The following is a 19,508-nucleotide window of genomic DNA, read 5'->3' on the forward strand; positions in this document are numbered from 1 at the left end:
TTATGTCATAAATGCCGGTTCCCAGAAAAACCCGGTTGTGAGAGCCTGTACACAATAAAGAGATGCTCCAGCCAATCACCAGGAAGCTGCACAAATGACCGACACCCTGATAGAACGCCGTGATCTGGCGTTCCAGCTCTACGAAGTGCTTGATACCGAAAGCTTGCTCAGCCGCGACCGCTTTAACGAGCACAACCGCGATACCTTCGATGCCGTCATCGAAACCGCCGACAAAATGGCCAGAGAGAAGTTCGCCAACCACAACAGTGCGGCCGACAAAGACGAGCCAAAATTCGTCAACGGCCAGGTGGAAATGTTGCCTGAAGTGAAAGAGGCGTTTGATGCCTACGCTGAGGCCGGGTTTATTGCAGGGCGTTACGATTACGAGCTTGGCGGCATGCAGCTCCCTGAAACCGTTATGGCCGCCTGTAACGGCTTCTTCACAGCCGCTAACCCGGGAACCGCAGGCTATCCATTCCTGACCACAGCCGCTGCAAACCTTATCCGTGTGTTCGGGAACGAATCCCAGAAAACCAGCTTCCTGCCCAATATGCTCAGCGGCCGCTATAGCGGAACCATGGCATTGACCGAGCCCCATGCCGGGTCGTCCCTGGCGGACATTCGCACTTCAGCCACGCCAACGGATGACGGCCACTACCTGATTAAAGGCGCAAAAATCTATATCTCCGGTGGCGAGCAAAGCATCACTGAGAACATCGTTCACATGGTGCTCGCTAAAATCAAAGGCGCGCCGGCGGGAGTAAAGGGCATTTCCCTATTCATCGTTCCCAAGTTCCGGGTCGACAGTGAAGGTAACGCCACCGATCGCAACGGCGTGAGCCTTGCTGGCCTGATTCATAAGCTCGGATATCGTGGTACGACTTCCACAGCACTCAGCTTTGGCGATGATGCACCTTGCCATGGCTATCTGGTGGGCGAACCTCATCAGGGCCTGAAGTACATGTTCCAGATGATGAACGAAGCCAGGGTAGGCGTGGGCTTTGGCGCGGCGGTGATTGGCTATCGCGGCTACATGCACAGCCTGGAATACGCGAAAGACCGTCTGCAGGGCCGCAAGGCTTCTGAAAAGAACCCGGAAAGTCCCCAAGTGCCGATTATTGATCACGCGGATGTGCGCCGGATGCTGCTGGCTCAGAAAGCCTACAGCGAAGGTGGATTGGCACTTTGCCTCTACGGCGCGCGCCTGATGGACGATCAGCACACCCATCCGGATGCACAGAAACGTACTGAAGCCGGCAAACTGCTCGACTTGCTCACGCCGGTCATCAAAACCTGGCCTTCAGAGCATGGCCCGAAAGCTAACGATCTGGCGATTCAGGTATACGGCGGTGCCGGTTATACACGCGAGTACCCAGTGGAGCAGTGCTGGCGCGACAACCGCCTGAATCCAATCCACGAAGGCACCACCGGCATTCAAGGGCTGGACTTGTTGGGTCGCAAAATCTGGCAAGATCAAAGCCATGGCTTGCAGCTGTTGATGCAGGAAATGCAGGTTGATCTGGAAGGCGCGACTACCGAGCGCTGCCAGCAGTGGGCGTTGTCGTTGAGCGAAACATTGCAGCAGGCAGTCAAGGTTACTCAAAGCTTGGGTAAATCCCTGATGAGTGGCGAAGTGGACAAAACCCTCGCCAATGCCTCATGTTACTTGCACCTGTTTGGTCACATCATCGTAGCCTGGATGTGGCTGCGCCAAGCTAACGCTGCGGCCAATGCGCTGGCTTCTGCCAACACTGACGACGAGCGCAATTTCTATCAGGGCAAACTCCAGGCCGCCCAGTACTTTTTCCACTGGGAGCTCCCAACAGTGGCGCAGGATTTGGTGTTGTTGCGGAACATGGATGACACTTGTTTGAACATGAAATCGGAGTGGTTCTGATGGCTTTGGTTAATGTTGAAAAGAAAGGTCATATCCTGCTCATAGGGCTCAATCGCCCCGAAAAAATGAACGCCATGAACCGCGCCATGTACCACGAAATCGCCGCGGCTTATTACCAGTTGGAGCACGACGACGATTTGAGGGTGGGCCTGATGTATGCCGAAGGCGACCACTTCACCAGCGGCTTGCAGCTGGATGATTGGGCAGGCGTATTTTCAAATGGTGAGGGAATAGAACCGAGTGAAGGCGAGCTGGATCCGTTCCATATAACCGGCGACGGCCTCAGCAAACCCGTGGTGTTCGCAGCTCAGGGAATCTGCTTCACCTGCGGTGTCGAGATGATGCTGAACACAGACGTTCGCGTAGCAGCAAAAGGCACCCGCTTTGCCCAGTTGGAAGTCAAACGCGGCATCTTCGCCTGCGGTGGCGCCACCATCCGCCTGCAACGTGAAATCGGGTGGGGCAATGCTCAGCGTTACCTTCTGACCGGTGATGAATGGACAGCAGAGCAAGCCTACAAATGGGGACTGATACAGGAATTGGTTGAGCCCGGAGAACAGTTCAACGCTGCTCTGGCGATCGCCAAGAAGATTGCCAATGCCGCACCTTTGGGTGTACGAGGCAGCCTGAAATCCTCCAAAATCGCAGTAAGCGAAGGCCAGGAAGCAGCAAAACAGCGCTTGTTCCCGGATCTGCAACCAGTCATGGCAAGCGAGGATGTAAAAGAAGGCATTCAGTCCTTCCTGGAAAGGCGGGGTGCAGTTTTCAAAGGAAGGTAAGGCGGGCCGCGCCAGGCTCGAAGCGCCCGGTGGGACAAGGCTTCCAAAACTGTCGGCAGCATGGATGCTGCCGTCAAGCGTACAGGGATGTATTCACAGCGTGTTTTGGAAGCCTTGTCCCATCGGGTGCCTGCATTCAGGGCTGAGCCCCGGCCGTCCCAGATTCAAATTCCCGAGTGCCTGGCGTTAGTCAGGCAGCCTTCTCCGAAGCCGAACCAGCTTCTTCCTCCCGGCGAGCTGCCGCCTTGGCAGCCACCTCAGCCGCGTAATCCGTATACCTGGCCATCAACTCAGCCTTACGATCCGGATCCCAGTTGATCTTGCTCAGGTCGCCCTCGTAGTGATCAATCACCCGCTTATCCATGGTCTCGTACCACCACTGCGGTACATAAGCCGGCATAAGCATCGATGCATAGCCACCAGGTAACTGCGGAGCATTCTCGAAGTGACGCAAAGCCTGATAGCTACGCTGTGGGTGAGCGTGGTGATCAGAGTGACGCTGCAACTGATACAAGAACAGGTTCGTCACAATGTGATTACTGTTCCAGCTGTGCTCCGGCTGAGTGCGAACATACTTCCCATTCTTGTCTTTCTGACGCAGCAACCCGTAGTGCTCAATGTAATTCACACTCTCCAACAAGCTCGCACCATAAACCGCCTGAGCCGCAAGGAACGGAACCGCCCGCGGGCCGCAAACCAGAGTTGTTGCTCCGAAGAAGCCTGCACTCATCGCCCAGCCTTGCAGTAACTCGTTGTCCAAGGTCCAGAAACTCTTGCCCTTGCGAGCCAACCGCTCCTTCTCGATCTTCAACGCAGACTTCATGCCGCCAAACACCGTGCGCGGCAAAAACTTCCAGAAACTCTCACCCATGCGACTGCTCGCGGGATCTTCCGGAGTGGCGACGCGCTTATGATGGCCAAAATTATGCTCAACCACAAAGTGGGTATAACCCGTAGGTGCCAGCGCGGCCATGGCCATCAGCTTGTTGAACTTATTGGATTTGTGGCCTAGCTCGTGGGCGGTATTAATGCCAACACCATTGATGGCGCCAACCGTTAGAGTAAGGCCGATTTTGTCTTCAATGGGCGTCTTCTTTCGGCTGGCAAGCCAGGCACCCATTACCGTCATTGCGTACTGGGTAGGAATAAATGCCTTAACAATGCGGTTGTAATACTTGTCTTGCTCCAGGGAGCTTACTGCCGATTCAGGCGGGTTGCTCTGGTCCTCACCTATGGCGCGATCCAGCGCCGGAATAACACCATGCACCAGCGCCGGTCCCGTCCATGCCAGAAACTTGAGCTTTTTAGGTGCTATCGCATAGCCGGTCAGTGCCGCCAGACCTATGCCCGGCAGAGCAGGGCCCAACAGCCAGAGGTAACGCTTGGGGTCCTTCCATTTTCCAGCATCAGGGGTTTTGGCATTCATGGTGTTTCTCCATTGCGGTACACTGGCATCGAATTTATGTCGGACAATGTTGCAATGCAACAAGTGAATTTGGTGAACGAGAGGTTGGCCTTAAATGATAAGGTGTCCGCGTGCCCAGCCTGGCAAGCCGGCAACGAAGTGCCTTTATGGCTTTTTAAGTGGCAGGTTAAACAAAGAGTAATTCGCAGGTAATTGTGTGACGCCCGACATGTCCGTATTCTGTTTAGCGTTACAAATGTTTACCAACAGAGGGATATGTTATGAATAAATTGACTCTCAGCGCTCTACTCATGTTTTTGACTTTAGGTCTTGCTGCTTGCAGTTCCGATGACAACGAAGGAGCTGATTTTGAAAAGGCTGCAGACAACGCGGGAGAAATAGTGGACGACGCAGGTAATTCTGTCGAAGAGACCTATGAAGAAGCCACGGGTCAGGACGAAGGCGTTGTAGGCGAAATGAAAGAAGGCGTCGAAAATGCCGGTGAAAAAATGGGTGAAGCTGCTGAAGAAGCGGGTGATGCCATGGAAGAAGGTTATGACGACATGACCAAGTAATCATGTCTCAGCTCTGGCGCGTAGCATTTGCGCCGGAGTGTTCCGGTCAAAGTTCATCAAAACCGTTAGTCTTTGCCAGTAAAGATTAACGGTTTTGTCGTTTAACTGTCTCCGCATTGTCATGTCTCCAGCTGAAACTGTCCTCTCGTCAACACCCGTTTGTTGAATATCGAGAGAGACAAAGCGAGACAAAATATGGCCAAGCACGACCTTGATTCCAATTATCTGGACCCCAACTACGAGCCCGTTGTAAACCACTCTGGCAACAGCGCATTCCAGGAAGTGCTGGCTGCACGCATGCAGCGGCGCACATTGATGAAAGGCGGTGTTGGTGCTGCTCTGGCCAGCATCATGGGTTTTGGGATCGCAGGCTGTGGAAGTGACAGCGATAGTGAGATTGATGGCAGCAATGGAAATGGAGACTCGGGTCAGGGCCGTGCAACGGAACTTGGCTTTGCAGCAATAGCCGTTTCCACAGCAAACAAAGTGGTCGTGCCCGCTGGCTATTCCACCAAGGCATTTTTGCCTTGGGGAACGCCGATCACCGGCTCCTATCCCGCATTTCGGGCAGACGCGTCTAACTCCGGAGCGGATCAAGAGCAACAGGTAGGCATGCACCACGATGGCCTGCACTTTTTCCCGATTGATTTTAAGGCTGGCGGTAACTCTTCCGATGAAGGGCTGTTGGTGATGAACCATGAGTACATCAATCAGGCGGCTCTTCACCCCGATGGTCCCACTTACAACGCAAATGGAATGCGGCCTGCCGATGAGGTGCGCAAGGAAGTGGCAGCACATGGCGTATCCGTGGTCCATATCAAAAAAGACAGCGCAGGTGACTGGGATATAGTATTCGGAAGCCCTTTCAATCGCCGGGTGACGGGTAACACCGAGATGGATATTCGTGGCCCCCTGCGCGGTTACCAGAAGCTCTCGACCCGTTTCAGCAAGAACGGCACCCAAACGCGAGGCACACTGAACAACTGTTCTATGGGCCCGACACCTTGGGGAACCTACCTGGCAGCAGAGGAAAACTGGCACGGCTATTTTGCCAATAGCGCGCAAACCCAGCCTCGGGAACAGACCCGCCATGGCGTTGGTGGTGCCAGCCGTTACGATTGGGAGCTTGCTGAGGGCGGGGATGATCAGTTCGTGCGCTTCAATATTACCCCCACGGCACAAAGCGCTGAAGACGATTACCGTAACGAAGCCAACACCTACGGCTACATGGTAGAAATTGACCCTTTCACGCCGGAAAGCAAGCCTCAGAAGCGCACAGCGCTTGGCCGTTTCGGCCACGAGGGTGTGATCTTTGCGCCGGTAGAAGAAGGCAAGCCGGTTGTGTGTTATTCCGGTGACGATTCCCGCTTTGAGTACATCTATAAGTTTGTATCTTCGCGGCCTTACTATGCAGCAACCGCCAGTGGCTATTTGCTGGATGAGGGAACTCTGTACGTTGCGCGTTATAACGAAGACGGCTCTGGCAATTGGCTGCCTTTGTCCCTTGAAGATGCAGGCTTTGCGGCCAGTGTTGAGGCAGCGCAAGGCTCATTGGTTGGCAACGTGCAGTTTGACGGATTCGAGAATCAGGCAGATGTGCTCCTGAATACCCGGCTCGCAGCCGATATTGCCGGCGCAACGCCAATGGATCGCCCGGAATGGGGAGCGGTAGACCCTAATACAGGTGAGGTCTATTTCACCCTGACCAATAACTCCCGGCGCACTGAGGAGCAGGTAAACGCTGCGAACCCCAGGGCAGAAAACCGCACAGGTCATATCATTCGCTGGCGTGAAGGCGGTGATGACTTTGCGGCAACCGAATTCCAGTGGGATATTTTCGTGTTTGCCGGAGAGCAGGGTACAGAAACAGTTGTGGATGGGGAGGTGGCTGTGTCACTGACTGATGACAACATCTTCAACAGCCCGGATGGTTTGTGGTTTGACTACAATGGCCGCCTCTGGATTCAAACCGATGGTTCCGACGCCCCGCCGTATCAGAACAACATGATGCTCGCGGCCAATCCCGTAACCCGTGATATCCGGCGCTTCTTTGTGGGCCCACAGGGTTGCGAGGTAACCGGAGTTGTAACCACGCCGGATGTTAAAACCATGTTCGTGAACATTCAGCATCCAGCCAGGGACTGGCCCTTCGGTAACGAAGGCGATCACCCACGGGATGCGACCGTAATAGTGGTCCGTGATGATAAGGGCGTTATTGGCGCCTGAGCTACAAATTAGAGTTAGGTAAGACCGAAAACCTGATCGCCTGAGCAGAAAGGCGCATCGGGTTTTCGGGTTTTTCGTTTAAGAAAAGCTCAATGTGGCCGATGCCTTAATCAACTAAACCAAACTATGAGTTATAAAACCGTTTCAATTCCTTAGTCTCTAAATTGGCCGGATAATGGTGTACCTATCAGAAATAATAACAACGAAGAGGTTTCTATGGGGTTGCTTCATCGTGCAGCGGTATTTTGGGCGATCGCAATCGCCATTGTTCTTGCGATTACCTGTGTTTTGGTGGCGCCCTTGTTAGGTCTGGATCCGGTATCTCTCTCTATCGGGCTCTTGATCGGCCTTGTCGCAGCAACCGCTTTTTTGATTGTGAAGGTTTTGGCGCCAGTGGATCACGGTTTGGATAGCCTGAACGATGGAACTCTGGAGGGCAATCACCCACTGAGAGCCCGGTGCGAGAAGCTGCTTGCGGATGCTCAAACGGGTAAGGCGCTGGCTGGTGCGCTTTCTGGCAGTGCAGATAAAAGTGCCATTTCTGCAGCGCAGGTTTCTTATGCGGCCGATCAGCTCAAGTTGCGGCTGGATCTTCAGGTTCAAGAAACTGCACAGATGGCAGAGTATGCAGGCCAGATTACTGAAACGGTCAGGGAGTCTTCGCAGCAGGCTACAGAAGCGGCCACTATGGCGCTGCAAAATCGTGAAGCCAGCACCGAAGGGCGTCAAGCGCTCACCAGTGCTATCGATAGCATACGCCTGGTGCACCAGCAGTCCGGTGAAAACCTTCGCTTGATTCAGGAGCTGAACGACAAGTCCAACAAAATCCAGGGTGTAACCAGCACTATCCAGGGCATTGCGGAACAGACTAACTTGCTGGCACTCAACGCGGCCATTGAAGCGGCTCGTGCGGGCGATCAAGGACGTGGCTTTGCGGTAGTGGCGGATGAAGTTCGGCAGTTGGCGGGCCGCACTGCTCAGGCGACCGGTGAGGTGGCAGAAACCCTACAGGAGATCCGTTCTGATACGGCATTGATCGTCACCCGTATAGAGAATCTTGCCCGAAGCGTAGAAGAGGGATTGGTGTCTGTAGAAACCGTTGGTGAGCGGCTAGACCAGATACGCGATCAGTCCGATCGGGTTCAACAGCAGATTGCCCGTATTGCAGAGATAGATCAGAACAACGAGCTCAGCTTGGGCCATGTATTCACGGCCATTGAAACCGTTCGGGATCAGATCTCTGAAAGTGACTCCAGCGTTGCTTCGCTTGCCGAACAGGCTGCCACACTGATGGAGCTTGCGGAAGTGGCCAACGCTGCGTTTGCCATGAATAGCGGCTCCAGCTACCACAGGTTTTTCTACGATCAAGCTCTTACCGGTGCTGCGCAGATTAGCCAGATTTTCGAGCAGGCTGTGCGTGATGGAAAATTGCGAGAAGATGCTTTGTTCGATAAAACGAGAAAGGTGATCCCGGGCACTCAGCCTGCCAAGTACTCAAGCAGCTTCGATGCCTTCACCGATCAGTATTTGCCGGAGGTTCAGGAGAAGGTAAAAAGCTCTCATCCTGCATTGGTGTTTTCGATAGCTGCGGCCCCGGATGGCTATATTCCCACTCATAATCGGGAGTTTGCTCATGCGCCAACCGGGGACTCCGCCACGGATTTGATGCGCAGCCGAAGCAAGCGTCTGTTTAATGACCGAACGGGGATTCGTTGCGGCAGCCATACCGAAGACATGCTGCTGCAAACCTACCGGCGTGACACTGGCGAAATCATGCACGACCTTTCAGTGCCGGTATATGTAAATGGACGGCACTGGGGTGGTTTCCGGCTGGGGTATCGTCCGGATAATCACTGATCGAATGAGGGCCAAATCGCTTCCGGCGCCTGTGTTAAGCTCTCAGTTCATATTGAAAAAGGAGAAGTGCCTTGGCTGACCCGGAATACATACCCGCCGATACAGAAGCGAATGAAGTGTCGCGCCGATCTGATCCCGCACGCAACCTGGCGGTGGTTGTTTACATCCTCCAGGGGTTGTCGTTTTTTCTGGGGGGTATCACCGGTTTGGTGGGCGTCATTATTAATTACGTGAAGCTCGATGATGTTCGTAACACCTGGGTGGAACCTCATTTCCGCTGGCAGATCAGAACCTTTTGGCTGGGCTTGTTGTGGACGGTTATTGGCGTTGTCACCAGCTTTATTATTGTCGGGTGGTTCATTCTTATGGGCGCCGCCATTTGGGTCATCTACCGCATTGTGAAAGGTGCCTTGGCACTGAATGACGGCAAGGCACCTGTCTAACGAGTTTTGATTAGTGGCCAGGCGGTTGGCAAATCAGCCGCCGGTTACCTCTTTCAAACGGATCGCACTCAGGGTTCCGGCCAGCCCCATCAACCCGAGCACTACAATCACTGCAGCGTTGGATATCAGCGACAGCAATGCGGTTAATCCGCCGGTGGCAAGCAGCAAAAAGCCGATCACTGTATTGCTCACGGCCGTGTAATCTGTGCGTTTGTTGCCTCCCGCCATATCCACCAGATAGGTTTTGCGGCCCAGTCTTACGCCTGCGTGGGCAATGCTTAGAGCGAAGAACGCTACTGGGTAGAACCAGCCGTTGCCTACGCCTGTTCCCGCGAACATGGCGGTCAGTCCTACGGATAAGCACACACCACTGGCGATAGCTGCACCACGAATCATTACCCGTCGGCTGGAAGTATCTGCCATCCAGCCCCAAAAGCTGGCGGATACGGAGCTGGCCAAACTACTTGCCAGAAGGAACACCCCGAGCATTAAGCCGGTATCAGATTCTTTCTGAGCCAGAACCACGAAATAGGGTGATGCCAGAGCCGAGCACAGCAAGAGGGCGCGGGTAATAACGAAGTTGCGGAATGGCACGTCATCGCGCAGTAGTGACAGGCTTTTGAACGCTTCGGTGAGAGCGTTGCCGCCACCCCCGGTTTCACCTTTATGCTCTTCCACTCCGGCGAACAGGAGCCCTGCAATCACCCAGAGAGCGGCCGCAAGCAGGAGCAACAGACTGTAAAATGCGAGTGTCGGGTCGCCCTGGTTCCTGAATAGAACAACGGTCAGTAAAACGGTTGCGGTGCCCCCGATGGTGGCGGCAAGACCGGAAAGTCTGCCCCTGCGGGTTTTCGGAATGCACTTTCCCTGAACATCTTTCATGGCCACGGAGCAGAAACCCCGTGACAGAGAGAATACAATCAGCGCAGCGACAATGCCGCCGCCGGCGGTATAGCCTTCAAGAAACCAGACGCAAGCCGCCATAGCCGCAACGCTGATCGCCTGTCCGAAACTGCCAAGTGTCCAGAACCATTTACGCACAGGTTTGCGACGAACCCAGGCGGCGATCATCATTTGGGGCACCATGGAGCCGGATTCCCGAATGGGAACAAGCCAGGCTACAAGAGCCGGCGCGCCAATGGCGCTCATGAGCCAGGCAAGCACGGTTTTCGGGCTGATTAACAAGTCACCCAGCTTGGTCAGTACGTTGGCTGCCAGAATCAGGAAGAAGTTGCGTGGCACCACATTGCAGGCTTCGGCTGGGATGTCTTTGCATACCCGGGCGTCTTCTTCGTTGGCGATCAGGCTGTATAGCCGGTCGACAGGTCGTTCGAAGAGCCCGTTACTTGTCTGGTCGCCCGCGTTGGAAGAGGAGTTTTTCTGAATTGGTGTTTGTTGCTGGGACAAGCCGCTGCCCTCCGTAAAATGGATAGCCAAGGATACCAGTCGGGCCGGCACCCCAGTACCCCGGAATGCAGATTAGCGATGGTTCATACCAGATGATGATCCCAATGAACCGGCATGCTGGCAATTTCTTCCGCTGGTTTTCCCTTGCCCATGCGAACCAGCTTGCCACGGCCTGAAGATACCAAAAAGTCTCCCCCGGCCAGAGCTTCAATACCGGCGCAGTCCGGGATGACAACCTTTTCAACAACATCCCCAGAGCGGCTGTTGAAGATTAACGCTGTTCCACCTATCGGGGAGGCAATGGCAACCAGGTCGTTCTCCGGGTGAGCCACTATGCTGGCGATGTAATTGCTCAGCTCCCGGTGAATGGCCGCACCAAAATCGATCTCTTCGTAGCGTCCGTTGCGGTAACGCGCGACCAGTGGCGGCAGCTCATGAGCTGGCCCCTGATATTGGTAGGCCGCATAAACAGTGCCATCTGGTGCGACATCCACATGCCGGGTACTGAGTTGGTGGTGCGATGGCTGGAAACGGGCAAGAACTTCACCGGAAAGCCTGTCCATCATCACCAGTGCGGGTTTCATAGTGGGCAGGTTGAGCTTGATGCGATCGTAATCCGGATGGGTAAGAATGCCGCCTAACCCAACGGTCAATGTTTGGCCATCGGGGTGCATAGTGATCTGATGCGGGCCTATGCCGTTCAGCTCAAAGGTGTTGGCTCGTTGATAACCTCGCTGGCTATCGTACACAGCAATAATACCTTCTCCGGGCTCATAGCGATTGGCCGGCGCATACAGGAATCGGCCGTCAGGTGAGAAGACACCATGGCCCACAAAGTGTTCGCCTTCAGCGGCTTCAATGCGATGCAGCCGTTCACCTGTTTCGCTATTGAGAACGTAGAACGCCCAGCCTGGCCGACGTTCAAAGAACACCACTTGTGCAGTACTTGGTCGGTTACAACCACTGTGGCAGCGAGTGTCTACCGGGGATTGCCAGAGCATCTTGCCGTCTGGCGCTACGGCGCCTACAGCGAAGCGGTTGTCTGTCAGACCTATAGCGCCAGTGAATTGCCGAGAGCTTTGGTCACCCGCTTTGCGGGGCAGCATGCTGCAGCCGGAAAGGGTGATGGCAGCGCTGCCAGCGAGGGCGGCTTTAATGAGGCTTCGGCGAGTCAGCTCAGTCATTGGCCTCTCCTCAGTCTCCGTCGCTGGAATTAAAGCCACGTACCACACCAAGCTCAACGGCTGCCCGGTCATTTACCAGTGACGTCAGCTGGGTGACATCGATATAAAGGCTTTGCAGTAATTTGTAGCCGTTATCGTCGGCAAGCAAGGGCGCCATCGGGCGATCGACTTCCGGAAAGTTAGCCAGCACTTCGTCAAACTGCTGTGCAATATGCTCAACCAGATCGGACTGTTTGCGATCTGTGAGGAGTTTGGAGAATGCCGGCAGAAAACTCTGTTTGATTCCTTGAACACTGGCACCCATGGCAGCCAGGCTGGCTCCGCTTCGCCAGGCATCGGCGCTGTAAACTGAGCGCTTACCGTTACCGCGCAGCCCCATTGGCGTAGCCAGGCGCCGCTCCTCAAGAATCTCCAGCCCGGCCATGGCAGAGCGGATGGTTGTATCTGTGTACTGATCACTGCCAAGGTAGTTGCTCTGAAAGCCCTGCCAGTCATTTGCCAAGGATTGACCGTTGTCGGCGATATGTCGGGTTACGGCTACCAGTAGTTTACAGCTGCGCCCGGCTGGCAGCGCTTCTTCGCCGTTTGCGAAGGCCTGGTCGTACAGCAAATACTCCGCCATTGGGAAGCCCTGAACGGCGACGCCGGATTCACTGACTTTTTCAGGTGTGATCTGCGCTTCGTCTTTAAGCAGGTAGGAAGCCTTGCGGGCTACGAGGTTTTTCGGGTCCGGCCAGAACTGGAATTGCCAGGCCCGATTTCCTTGCTCTACTGGGCCAAAATCCACGAATCGAACCTCCTGCCAGGCTAAAAAAGCCTCCAACCAGGCCTGTTTTGTTTGCTCAAACCCTTCAGGCGAGGGGGCCTGACAATAGCCCGCTGCCTGATTGGCCAGAGTTTGGCCTTGTGTCGCCAGGTTCTGATAACCGGTGAGAATGTCGCTGTGCCATTGCTTTCGGTATTCAGCGGTTTGGCTATCTACCGTATTGGCAGGTGCCGCCATCAGCGGAGAAGCGGCCACCGATGAGGCGAGTAAGAAGGTCAGTGTCAGTCGCGTCATGTCGGGCTCCATCAAAGGGAATTCAGAAAATCGATCAATGCCTGTCGGTGTTCAGCGCTGAACTCGCTGAAGCGCGCCACCGCCGGAGCGGCTTCTCCGCCATGCCATAGGATGGCCTCTTCCAGAGTGCGCGCTCGCCCATCATGTAAAAAGCCGGCTTGCGGATTAACGGTTTGCGCCAGACCAATGCCCCACAGCGGTTGAGTGCGCCACTCGTTGCCATTGGCCAAAAACTCATCGCGACCATCGGCAAGGGCAGGGCCCATATCGTGTAGCAGCATGTCGGTATAGGGCCAGATGGTCTGGTTGCTCAAGTCTGGGCGCTCGGGGTCTGTTCCTGTGATATGCCGAGGTGTGTGACACCCGGCGCATCCGGTTTCGTTAAATAGTTGGGCGCCCTGTTGCACTGATGGGCTTTCCATGTTGCGTCGTGCAGGCACAGCCAGACTTTTTGCATAGAAAGAAACAAAGTTAGCGATCTTGTCGCTGACTTCCGGCAGGCCTCCGTCGGAGAAGCGGTCACATTTCTGTTCAGGGGTGCAATCGGTGGTTGGTTTAAGGCTGGAGGTCAGCCCCATATCGCCGGCAAACGCGCCCATGCTTTGCTGGTGCACATTGGGTTCGGCGGCTTTCCAGCCAAAACGGCCGGGTAGTGTCTGGTTGGTGGCAAGGTCCCACACCTGATTCAGCTTGCCGGAAATGCTATCTCCGTCGTTATCTTCAGGGTCGGCCAGAGCCTCTATGTCAGCAATGGGAATGGCTTCAAGAAGTCCCATCCCTATCATGGGCGGGGCAACCCGGGGGGAGATCAGAAGACCGTTGGGCAGCGGACCATAGTTGGGATTCTCTATCCGGTATACGGGCTCTCGTAGTTCCACTTTGGTGCCGTCAGCCAGGGTCTTGGTTACTTTATTCCACGTCAACACCATATCTGCTTCTGGCTTGGCTCCGGGCAGGGCGGCAGTTTGCAGTTGGCTGCCGTAAACCGGTGCTGGTTTAAAACCGTGGGTAAGTAAAATGTCTGCGTCTTTTTCCGGGTCGGCGGGAACCGCAAGGCGCAAGAATAGAGATACCGGTGGTTCATCAACTCCGGGCGGGTGGCCGCGGCCGTCTTTGATATGGCAACCCTGACATGAGTTGGTGTTGAACAGAGGGCCTAAGCCGTCCCGCGCCGTGGTACTGGCCGGTGCTTCAACCCAGGGATTGCGGAAAAAACTGTTCCCAACGCTGAAATCCAGGCGTTTGGTCATGGAAAGATTGCCCTGGGGTAGGGAATAGGCGTTAGTGTCGAATTGCTCCACTGTGCCGTCACCGCCGGTGTTGGGGGTGTCCTGCAATGGAAAGTCTGCATGAACGGGCAGGCTGATACCTAAAACCAGTAGCCCTGTTATAAGTCGTGTCCTGGACATTAATTTGTTCCACATAATTGAATAAGCCATGGAAAATCCGCTCTACTCAAAGCGGGCTTTCCATGGCTATATCTTGTTCCTTGTTGACCGGGGGCGGTGTTCGCCCCCGGGTATCTGTGTCTTTCTGGTTTACTGTCAGAAAGAGTGGCCCGCGTCGTCTGGCGAAAGGGCTTCTAGACCAAGTTGGCGAGCTGCTTGCTCAATGGAACCGGTTTGCTCTACCAGTGCCATAATCGCGCCGTTCACAATCTTTGCTCCTTTTGCATTGCCCGGTGCGATCATCATATCAAACGGCATGGGGTTCTGGCCTGATTCGGCCTTGGCTTTCATCATTCCCAATGCGTTCATGGATGCCTCAAGCTGTGCATTCAGGCGGGCGTCCAGCTCGGGGTTGCTTTGCGCTACCAGGTCAGACAGGGACGGGCCGGATACCAGGCTGCCGTCTACACGGCGGTAGTTGCCGGTATAGACGTTCTGAATGCCCTGGCCATTGTAGTAGTGGGAATTGTGAGTGTTATCACTGAAACAGTCGTGCTCGTCTTCGTATGAATTGGCTTCAAGAGCTACCTTCATGCGCTCGCCCGCCAGTTCGCCAAGCGACAGAGAACCCATGCCGAACAGCATTTTCTGCACGCCTTCGTTGGCGCCGGCATTCATAAGTTGGCTGCGGTAATTCTCAGAGGCATTCGGAGCCCACTGGGCAGCCATCCACTCCAGATCAGACACCAGAAGGTCAGTTACCGCGTCGAGGAATTCACCCCGGCGCTCGCAGTTGCCGTTAGTGCAGTCGACGCCGGTAGCGTAATCAGTAACAGGCCGTTCGCCATTGCCTGGCTCAAAGCCTTGCAGGTCCTGCCCCCAGAGCAGAAATTCAATGGCGTGGTAGCCGGTAGCCACGTTTGCCTCTGAACCACCGATCTCATTCAGGTTGGCAAGCAACTCTGGCGTAAGGTTTGTCACATCGAGGGTTTCGCCCCCAACGTTGATGCTGTTGCTGCCAATGATATTGGCGGTTGCGCCTGCATTGCCCAGTTCATACTGGTAATCGTCGGCCTGCACGTAGTCGATCAGCCCTTCATCTAATGGCCAGGCGTTCAGCTGGCCTTCCCAGTCATCCACAATCGCGTTGCCGAAGCGGAAAACCTCTGTTTGCTGGTAGGGCACACGGGCTGCTAGCCAGGCTTCCTTGGCGGCTTTCATGTTGGCTTCTGTAGGGTCAGAAATTAAACGGTCGGTCGCCTTGTTCAGCGCTTTGGCAGTAATCAATGCGTCTTCATATCCGGCGTGTGCTATATCCGCGTAGTGCTCTACAACTGACGCTTTGGTGGCAGGTTGAGAGTCTGCTGCATCTGGTGAGGTGGTGTTGGCACAGCCAGCACTCATTAAGGCGGCAACAGTGAGCGCGAGAGGAGCCGGTCGGAAAAGTGTCTTCATTGAAAACTCCGGGATTTTGGAAATGAGTATGGTAATGGGAGGCATTATCGTTCGCAATTATGTTTTCTGAGTCGTCTCAGCGCAAGGGTTTTTTGTTTTGAGTCACAGTGTGATTTGCAGAGGGCTTCTTGCGCTGAGCGTGTGTGCTCGGGCTTAATAGCTTCTGTTTATCGGGAGCTGATTTATGTTGAGTTATCTTCACGCCTTTCACGCCGGGAATTTTGCGGATGTCCAGAAGCATGCGGCGTTGACACTTGCTCTTACCATGATGCAAGCAAAGTCTTCGGCTATTGCTTGTTTTGATACCCACGCAGGCAGTGCCATTTACGACCTTGAGAGTGAGCGGGCACGAAAAACGGCAGAAGCCGATGCGGGCGTGCAAAAATTCTGGGCTAGCCGTAACGGTTTAGTTACCGAAGATTGGCAGCCGGTTATAAACGTCTTGTCGCGCTTGAACGCGGGTTCCGGCCGCTTGACGGTTTATCCTGGATCCCCCGCCTGGTTTCGCCAGTTCCTGCGCCCGGGTGATTCGCTGACAGCCTTCGAGCTGCATCCCGGCGAAAGCGGTCAGCTTGCCGGTTGGGCCGCAGAGCAGGGCGTGCGAGTTATGCACGAAGACGGTCTGAAAGGGCTGCTGAGGCGGTTGCCTCCGGCGCAGCCCAGACTGCTGGTGCTGATTGACCCCTCGTACGAGATCAAATCCGAGTACGCGGATGTTGCCGAGACCTTGCATAAAGCATGGCTGAAGTGCCGTCATGGTGTTTATCTTGTGTGGTATCCCGTGCTTACCAGCGGCTTACAGGCTACTTTGAAACAAGCAGTGAAGGATAACCCGCTGCGCAAAGTGTGGTGCAGTGAAGTTCACCTGAAAGCACCCCCGGAGCGAGGCATGACAGGTTCTGGCATGCTGGTTGTTAATCCGCCATGGGGGTTTGAAGAGCGTTTTTCTGCCATGATTGACGATATTGCAGGCGAATCTGCGCTGGGCCTTTCCCACGAACACGGCTGGCTGGTGCCTGAGTAAACAAGTTAACCGTGGCCATGCAGGAGTTGTTTTTTGACGGACAAAGCCAACGACAATACAGCCGATTCATGCCTCCCCGGCGGGCTAATACCGGCTGAACAGTGGGCTCAGCCGCAAACCTCTGTGCAGCGCTCACTTAAAGATGCTGTCCGGCATGTTCTCACGCAACTACAGGCCGGGGTTTCTCAAGCTGAAGAACCGTTTGAAAGCATGGACGATTTACCAGAGCTGTCTGCCGCTCAGCAGAGCCGGCTCGCACCTGAGCCGGATTACTCGCGGCAGGCTGAAGCGATTGCCTGTGGCCTGAAACAAGCCCGCTCCGAGGGGGCGCTAAGCCGGGAAGTGGTTTGTCTGGTGGCGCCACCTTTTTCCGGACTTCAGCAGGCGCTTGGCCGATTTCCAGAGATTGGAAAACCAGGGGTTGCTGACAGCGATGGTGAAGGGTGGAGCATTATTGAACCGCCGCATACGCTCTCATTTAGTGATCATGATGCCGGTGAATGGTGGGATGGTCGGGATTTGTCTCGCCCCTGGGTGATTCCGGAACTTGCCGATTTCTGGTTGCGAAGCCTGTCTGGCCTGGCGTTGGTTCGGGAGCTTTTTCGCAGGATCGCAAATGGTGATACAGGGCCAGGCATAGTGGGGTGCTCGAGTTGGTGCTGGCGATACTGGGGACACTATCTTGAGAACGCCCAGATGTCGCCATGGACACCCGCAGCCATGGATGCTGAGCGTCTTGGTGTTTGGTTTTCGTATCTGGCATCGGGCAATGGGAAGTCGCCAGTGGTTGCACGGATGACTGGTGATGGCCTGTATGTACTGCCCCCTGCTGAGGCGGCTGAAGTGGAAAAAACCAAAGGCAATAAAAAGCGCAAGTACAGCACGTTTTTGCGTGACTTGGCTGCCACCTCCCGCGGTAATCCCGGTGTGGCCCTCGCCATTTGGCAGAGATCTCTGCGTGCCCAGCCGGATGATGACACCAAGCTGGAGGAAGCCGACGATAAATCAAACACGCAGAACAAGGCAGCTGATTGCTGGATTGTGCCGCTGGGGCGCCTAAGCCTGCCGAGCATGCCCCAGAGTAAGGAAAGTGTCACCGGTTTTGTGCTGCATGGTTTGTTGTTGCACAACGGCCTTGATATGGACTCACTGGAAGCCGTTACGGGTGTCTCTGCCTATGAATTGAGCCTGGTGCTTTCACGGTTGAAGCGTGCTGAGTTGGTCACTTGCGATCAGCCCGAAGGGCGTTGGCAGGTAACTCCTATCGGATACCCGACTGTCAGGCGCCACCTGCAGAGCTGGGGCTTTCCGCTTGATCAGTTCTAGGAGGTTTTATGATTGAAGACCTTGGCATCAAGGCTGCCTTTGCCTCGATAACCGGGCAGGCGCTGTTGAACGCGCTGCTGGTTATCGTCATCGCCTCCCTGATTACGGTGGCGGTTCAAAAAGTTCTTCCCCGGATTGCTGAAAAACTGGGCGGAAAGCCGCGGCTGTACTTGCTGGCTTCGGTGCCGTTGCTTCGGCTGTTAATTATTCTCGCCACGATTGTGATTGTGGCTCCGATTTTGGTGGAGCCTTCATTTGAGAACATGGTCGCCATTTTCGGCGCTCTTGCTCTGGCGTTGGGCTTTGCGTTCAAGGATTACGCCAATAGCCTGATCGCCGGTATTGTTACACTGTATGAAATGCCTTACCGGCCTGGTGACTGGATTGAGGTTGATGGCCAATACGGCGTAGTGCGCGCCATCGGAACACGGGCTGCAGAAATTGTTACGCCGGATGATACGGTTGTCATCATTCCCCACAACAAACTGTGGAACTCTTTGATAGCCAACGGAAACGACGGCACGGATAACCTTATGTGCGTGGCTGATTTTCATCTGGAAGCCAATCACGATGTCAGCCGGGTGCGTGAATTGCTCCGAGACGTAGCCTTTACCAGCCCACGAACCAAAACCTGGCAGCCGGTGTTGGTGATAGTGTTCAACAAGCCCTGGGGTATGCACTATCGATTGAAGGCCTATCCATTTGATCCCAAAGAACAATTCCAGTTTATTTCTGAGCTTACGGCGCGGGGTTCGGCGGAACTGGCTCGCCAGGGAGTCAAGTTTGTTTCCGTTCCGGTTTCAGTGAGCTGAGCAGAAAGATAACGGAACCGCCTGTGCCACAATGCAAAAAGCCCCGCTAGGCGGGGCTAAACTGACGAGCAGTTTGTCCGGAATCGACCGACGCTTACATTAGCGCGTCAACACGGTTGCGTACCTTTGGTTCGCTGCTGTAGGCGGTTGCGATAGCGTTATAGGTTGGGATGTCCATGCCTGCATCCTCGATAACCGATACCATTTCATCGTTGGCTTCCGTCTGCAGTTTCTGAGCTTCCTGCTGGGAATCTGCAGATTCAATTTTCTCGATATACTCTTCACGCACTTCCGAAATGCCTTCCTGCGCTTCAATGAAACTTTTCAGCTCGGCGTCGTTGTAATGGGTGTTCTGGGTACCCGCTGCGGCAGGGTTTGAATAGCCCTCAGAGTCTCCGGTGGCTACCGGGTTTTGCTCTGCCATGGCAGGCGCTGCCGCCAGTAAGGCGAGGGATGCGGTAATGGATACGAGTAGTTTGTTCATGTTCATAATCAACTTCTCCTGTCTGATTTGCGTTCACTAGAGACATAACAAGCGCCGTGCCAGCTTTCAGGTTTATCTCTTTTTGTATATGAAACAGTAAGTTATTGGTTTTCTCTGGTTAATCTCACGTAATGAGTGTTGTGGCGAAATGCCACATGTGGCAAAGATGTGTGGCAATTATGCTAA

General features: G+C 54.6%; 16 protein-coding genes. 9 read left to right on the forward strand and 7 right to left on the reverse strand.

From position 1 onward, the window contains the following. Positions 1-94: 94 nt before the first annotated feature. Positions 95-1,897: an acyl-CoA dehydrogenase gene (locus AADB16_RS07295; protein ID WP_410802331.1), complete on the forward strand. Its 1,803-nt coding sequence runs from the start codon at positions 95-97 to the stop codon at positions 1,895-1,897. Beyond that, positions 1,897-2,676 carry a crotonase/enoyl-CoA hydratase family protein gene (locus AADB16_RS07300; protein ID WP_410802333.1) on the forward strand — a complete coding sequence of 260 codons (780 nt, stop codon included), beginning with the start codon at positions 1,897-1,899 and terminating at the stop codon, positions 2,674-2,676. The genes AADB16_RS07295 and AADB16_RS07300 overlap by 1 nt, the downstream gene beginning before the upstream one ends. A 190-nt stretch (positions 2,677-2,866) precedes the next feature. Here AADB16_RS07300 and AADB16_RS07305 read toward each other — a convergent pair whose 3' ends face one another. After that, entirely contained in the window at positions 2,867-4,102 is a 1,236-nt protein-coding gene (locus AADB16_RS07305) for an alkane 1-monooxygenase (RefSeq protein ID WP_410802335.1), read from the reverse strand. A 260-nt stretch (positions 4,103-4,362) separates the two neighbouring features. Here AADB16_RS07305 and AADB16_RS07310 point away from each other — a divergent pair, with 260 nt between their 5' ends. The 4 genes from AADB16_RS07310 to AADB16_RS07325 all read left to right on the forward strand — a co-directional run bounded on the left by AADB16_RS07310 (position 4,363) and on the right by AADB16_RS07325 (position 9,182). After that, the gene (locus AADB16_RS07310; protein ID WP_298448542.1) at positions 4,363-4,656 is read left to right on the forward strand and encodes a hypothetical protein; all 294 of its coding nucleotides are present in this window, start codon (positions 4,363-4,365) and stop codon (positions 4,654-4,656) included. Between the two features lie 195 nt (positions 4,657-4,851). Continuing rightward, positions 4,852-6,882, forward strand: a complete 2,031-nt coding sequence (locus tag AADB16_RS07315; protein ID WP_309045132.1) for a PhoX family protein — start codon at positions 4,852-4,854, stop codon at positions 6,880-6,882. A gap of 216 nt (positions 6,883-7,098) precedes the next feature. Further along, complete coding sequence (locus tag AADB16_RS07320) at positions 7,099-8,739, forward strand: methyl-accepting chemotaxis protein (protein WP_410802337.1); 1,641 nt, start codon at positions 7,099-7,101, stop codon at positions 8,737-8,739. 71 nt (positions 8,740-8,810) lie between these two features. Then, positions 8,811-9,182, forward strand: a complete 372-nt coding sequence (locus tag AADB16_RS07325; RefSeq protein ID WP_309045134.1) for a DUF4870 family protein — start codon at positions 8,811-8,813, stop codon at positions 9,180-9,182. A 33-nt stretch (positions 9,183-9,215) separates the two neighbouring features. Here the strand turns inward: AADB16_RS07325 and AADB16_RS07330 are convergent, their stop codons facing one another. From AADB16_RS07330 to AADB16_RS07350, 5 genes are all read right to left on the reverse strand, one after another. Then, positions 9,216-10,487: an MFS transporter gene (locus AADB16_RS07330; RefSeq protein WP_410803612.1), complete on the reverse strand. Its 1,272-nt coding sequence runs from the start codon at positions 10,485-10,487 to the stop codon at positions 9,216-9,218. 185 nt (positions 10,488-10,672) lie between these two features. Continuing rightward, positions 10,673-11,773 carry a DUF1513 domain-containing protein gene (locus AADB16_RS07335; RefSeq protein ID WP_410802339.1) on the reverse strand — a complete coding sequence of 367 codons (1,101 nt, stop codon included), beginning with the start codon at positions 11,771-11,773 and terminating at the stop codon, positions 10,673-10,675. Positions 11,774-11,783: 10 nt separating this feature from the next. After that, positions 11,784-12,833, reverse strand: a complete 1,050-nt coding sequence (locus tag AADB16_RS07340; protein WP_410802341.1) for an imelysin family protein — start codon at positions 12,831-12,833, stop codon at positions 11,784-11,786. Positions 12,834-12,844: 11 nt separating this feature from the next. Beyond that, positions 12,845-14,242: a di-heme oxidoredictase family protein gene (locus AADB16_RS07345; RefSeq protein ID WP_410802343.1), complete on the reverse strand. Its 1,398-nt coding sequence runs from the start codon at positions 14,240-14,242 to the stop codon at positions 12,845-12,847. A gap of 135 nt (positions 14,243-14,377) precedes the next feature. Then, positions 14,378-15,676, reverse strand: a complete 1,299-nt coding sequence (locus AADB16_RS07350) for an imelysin family protein (protein ID WP_410802345.1) — start codon at positions 15,674-15,676, stop codon at positions 14,378-14,380. A 184-nt stretch (positions 15,677-15,860) separates the two neighbouring features. On the opposite strand from AADB16_RS07350, the gene AADB16_RS07355 reads away from it, so the two are divergent. From AADB16_RS07355 to AADB16_RS07365, 3 genes are read left to right on the forward strand one after another with little or no spacing between them, the layout of a single operon-like run. Next, on the forward strand, positions 15,861-16,700 hold the full coding sequence (locus AADB16_RS07355) for a 23S rRNA (adenine(2030)-N(6))-methyltransferase RlmJ (protein WP_410802347.1): 840 nt from the start codon (positions 15,861-15,863) through the stop codon (positions 16,698-16,700). 33 nt (positions 16,701-16,733) lie between these two features. Beyond that, positions 16,734-18,026, forward strand: coding sequence for a hypothetical protein (locus AADB16_RS07360; RefSeq protein ID WP_410802349.1), 1,293 nt, complete (start codon positions 16,734-16,736; stop codon positions 18,024-18,026). Positions 18,027-18,034: 8 nt separating this feature from the next. Next, positions 18,035-18,838 carry a mechanosensitive ion channel family protein gene (locus AADB16_RS07365; protein ID WP_410802351.1) on the forward strand — a complete coding sequence of 268 codons (804 nt, stop codon included), beginning with the start codon at positions 18,035-18,037 and terminating at the stop codon, positions 18,836-18,838. Positions 18,839-18,932: 94 nt separating this feature from the next. On the opposite strand, the gene AADB16_RS07370 is transcribed toward AADB16_RS07365, so the two are convergent. Next, positions 18,933-19,328, reverse strand: coding sequence for a DUF4168 domain-containing protein (locus AADB16_RS07370; RefSeq protein WP_298448529.1), 396 nt, complete (start codon positions 19,326-19,328; stop codon positions 18,933-18,935). Positions 19,329-19,508 lie beyond the last annotated feature (180 nt).

Origin of the sequence: Marinobacter sp. KMM 10035 (assembly GCF_046537445.1) — a bacterium.
Classification (GTDB): Bacteria; Pseudomonadota; Gammaproteobacteria; order Pseudomonadales; family Oleiphilaceae; genus Marinobacter; species Marinobacter sediminicola.

Coding starts and splice junctions, on each gene's coding strand:
- AADB16_RS07295 (WP_410802331.1), top strand. CDS start 95: ATGACCGACACCCTGATAGAACGCCGTGATCTGGCGTTCCAGCTCTAC.
- AADB16_RS07300 (WP_410802333.1), top strand. CDS start 1,897: ATGGCTTTGGTTAATGTTGAAAAGAAAGGTCATATCCTGCTCATAGGG.
- AADB16_RS07305 (WP_410802335.1), bottom strand. CDS start 4,102: ATGAATGCCAAAACCCCTGATGCTGGAAAATGGAAGGACCCCAAGCGT.
- AADB16_RS07310 (WP_298448542.1), top strand. CDS start 4,363: ATGAATAAATTGACTCTCAGCGCTCTACTCATGTTTTTGACTTTAGGT.
- AADB16_RS07315 (WP_309045132.1), top strand. CDS start 4,852: ATGGCCAAGCACGACCTTGATTCCAATTATCTGGACCCCAACTACGAG.
- AADB16_RS07320 (WP_410802337.1), top strand. CDS start 7,099: ATGGGGTTGCTTCATCGTGCAGCGGTATTTTGGGCGATCGCAATCGCC.
- AADB16_RS07335 (WP_410802339.1), bottom strand. CDS start 11,773: ATGACTGAGCTGACTCGCCGAAGCCTCATTAAAGCCGCCCTCGCTGGC.
- AADB16_RS07340 (WP_410802341.1), bottom strand. CDS start 12,833: ATGACGCGACTGACACTGACCTTCTTACTCGCCTCATCGGTGGCCGCT.
- AADB16_RS07345 (WP_410802343.1), bottom strand. CDS start 14,242: ATGTCCAGGACACGACTTATAACAGGGCTACTGGTTTTAGGTATCAGC.
- AADB16_RS07350 (WP_410802345.1), bottom strand. CDS start 15,676: ATGAAGACACTTTTCCGACCGGCTCCTCTCGCGCTCACTGTTGCCGCC.
- AADB16_RS07355 (WP_410802347.1), top strand. CDS start 15,861: ATGTTGAGTTATCTTCACGCCTTTCACGCCGGGAATTTTGCGGATGTC.
- AADB16_RS07365 (WP_410802351.1), top strand. CDS start 18,035: ATGATTGAAGACCTTGGCATCAAGGCTGCCTTTGCCTCGATAACCGGG.
- AADB16_RS07370 (WP_298448529.1), bottom strand. CDS start 19,328: ATGAACATGAACAAACTACTCGTATCCATTACCGCATCCCTCGCCTTA.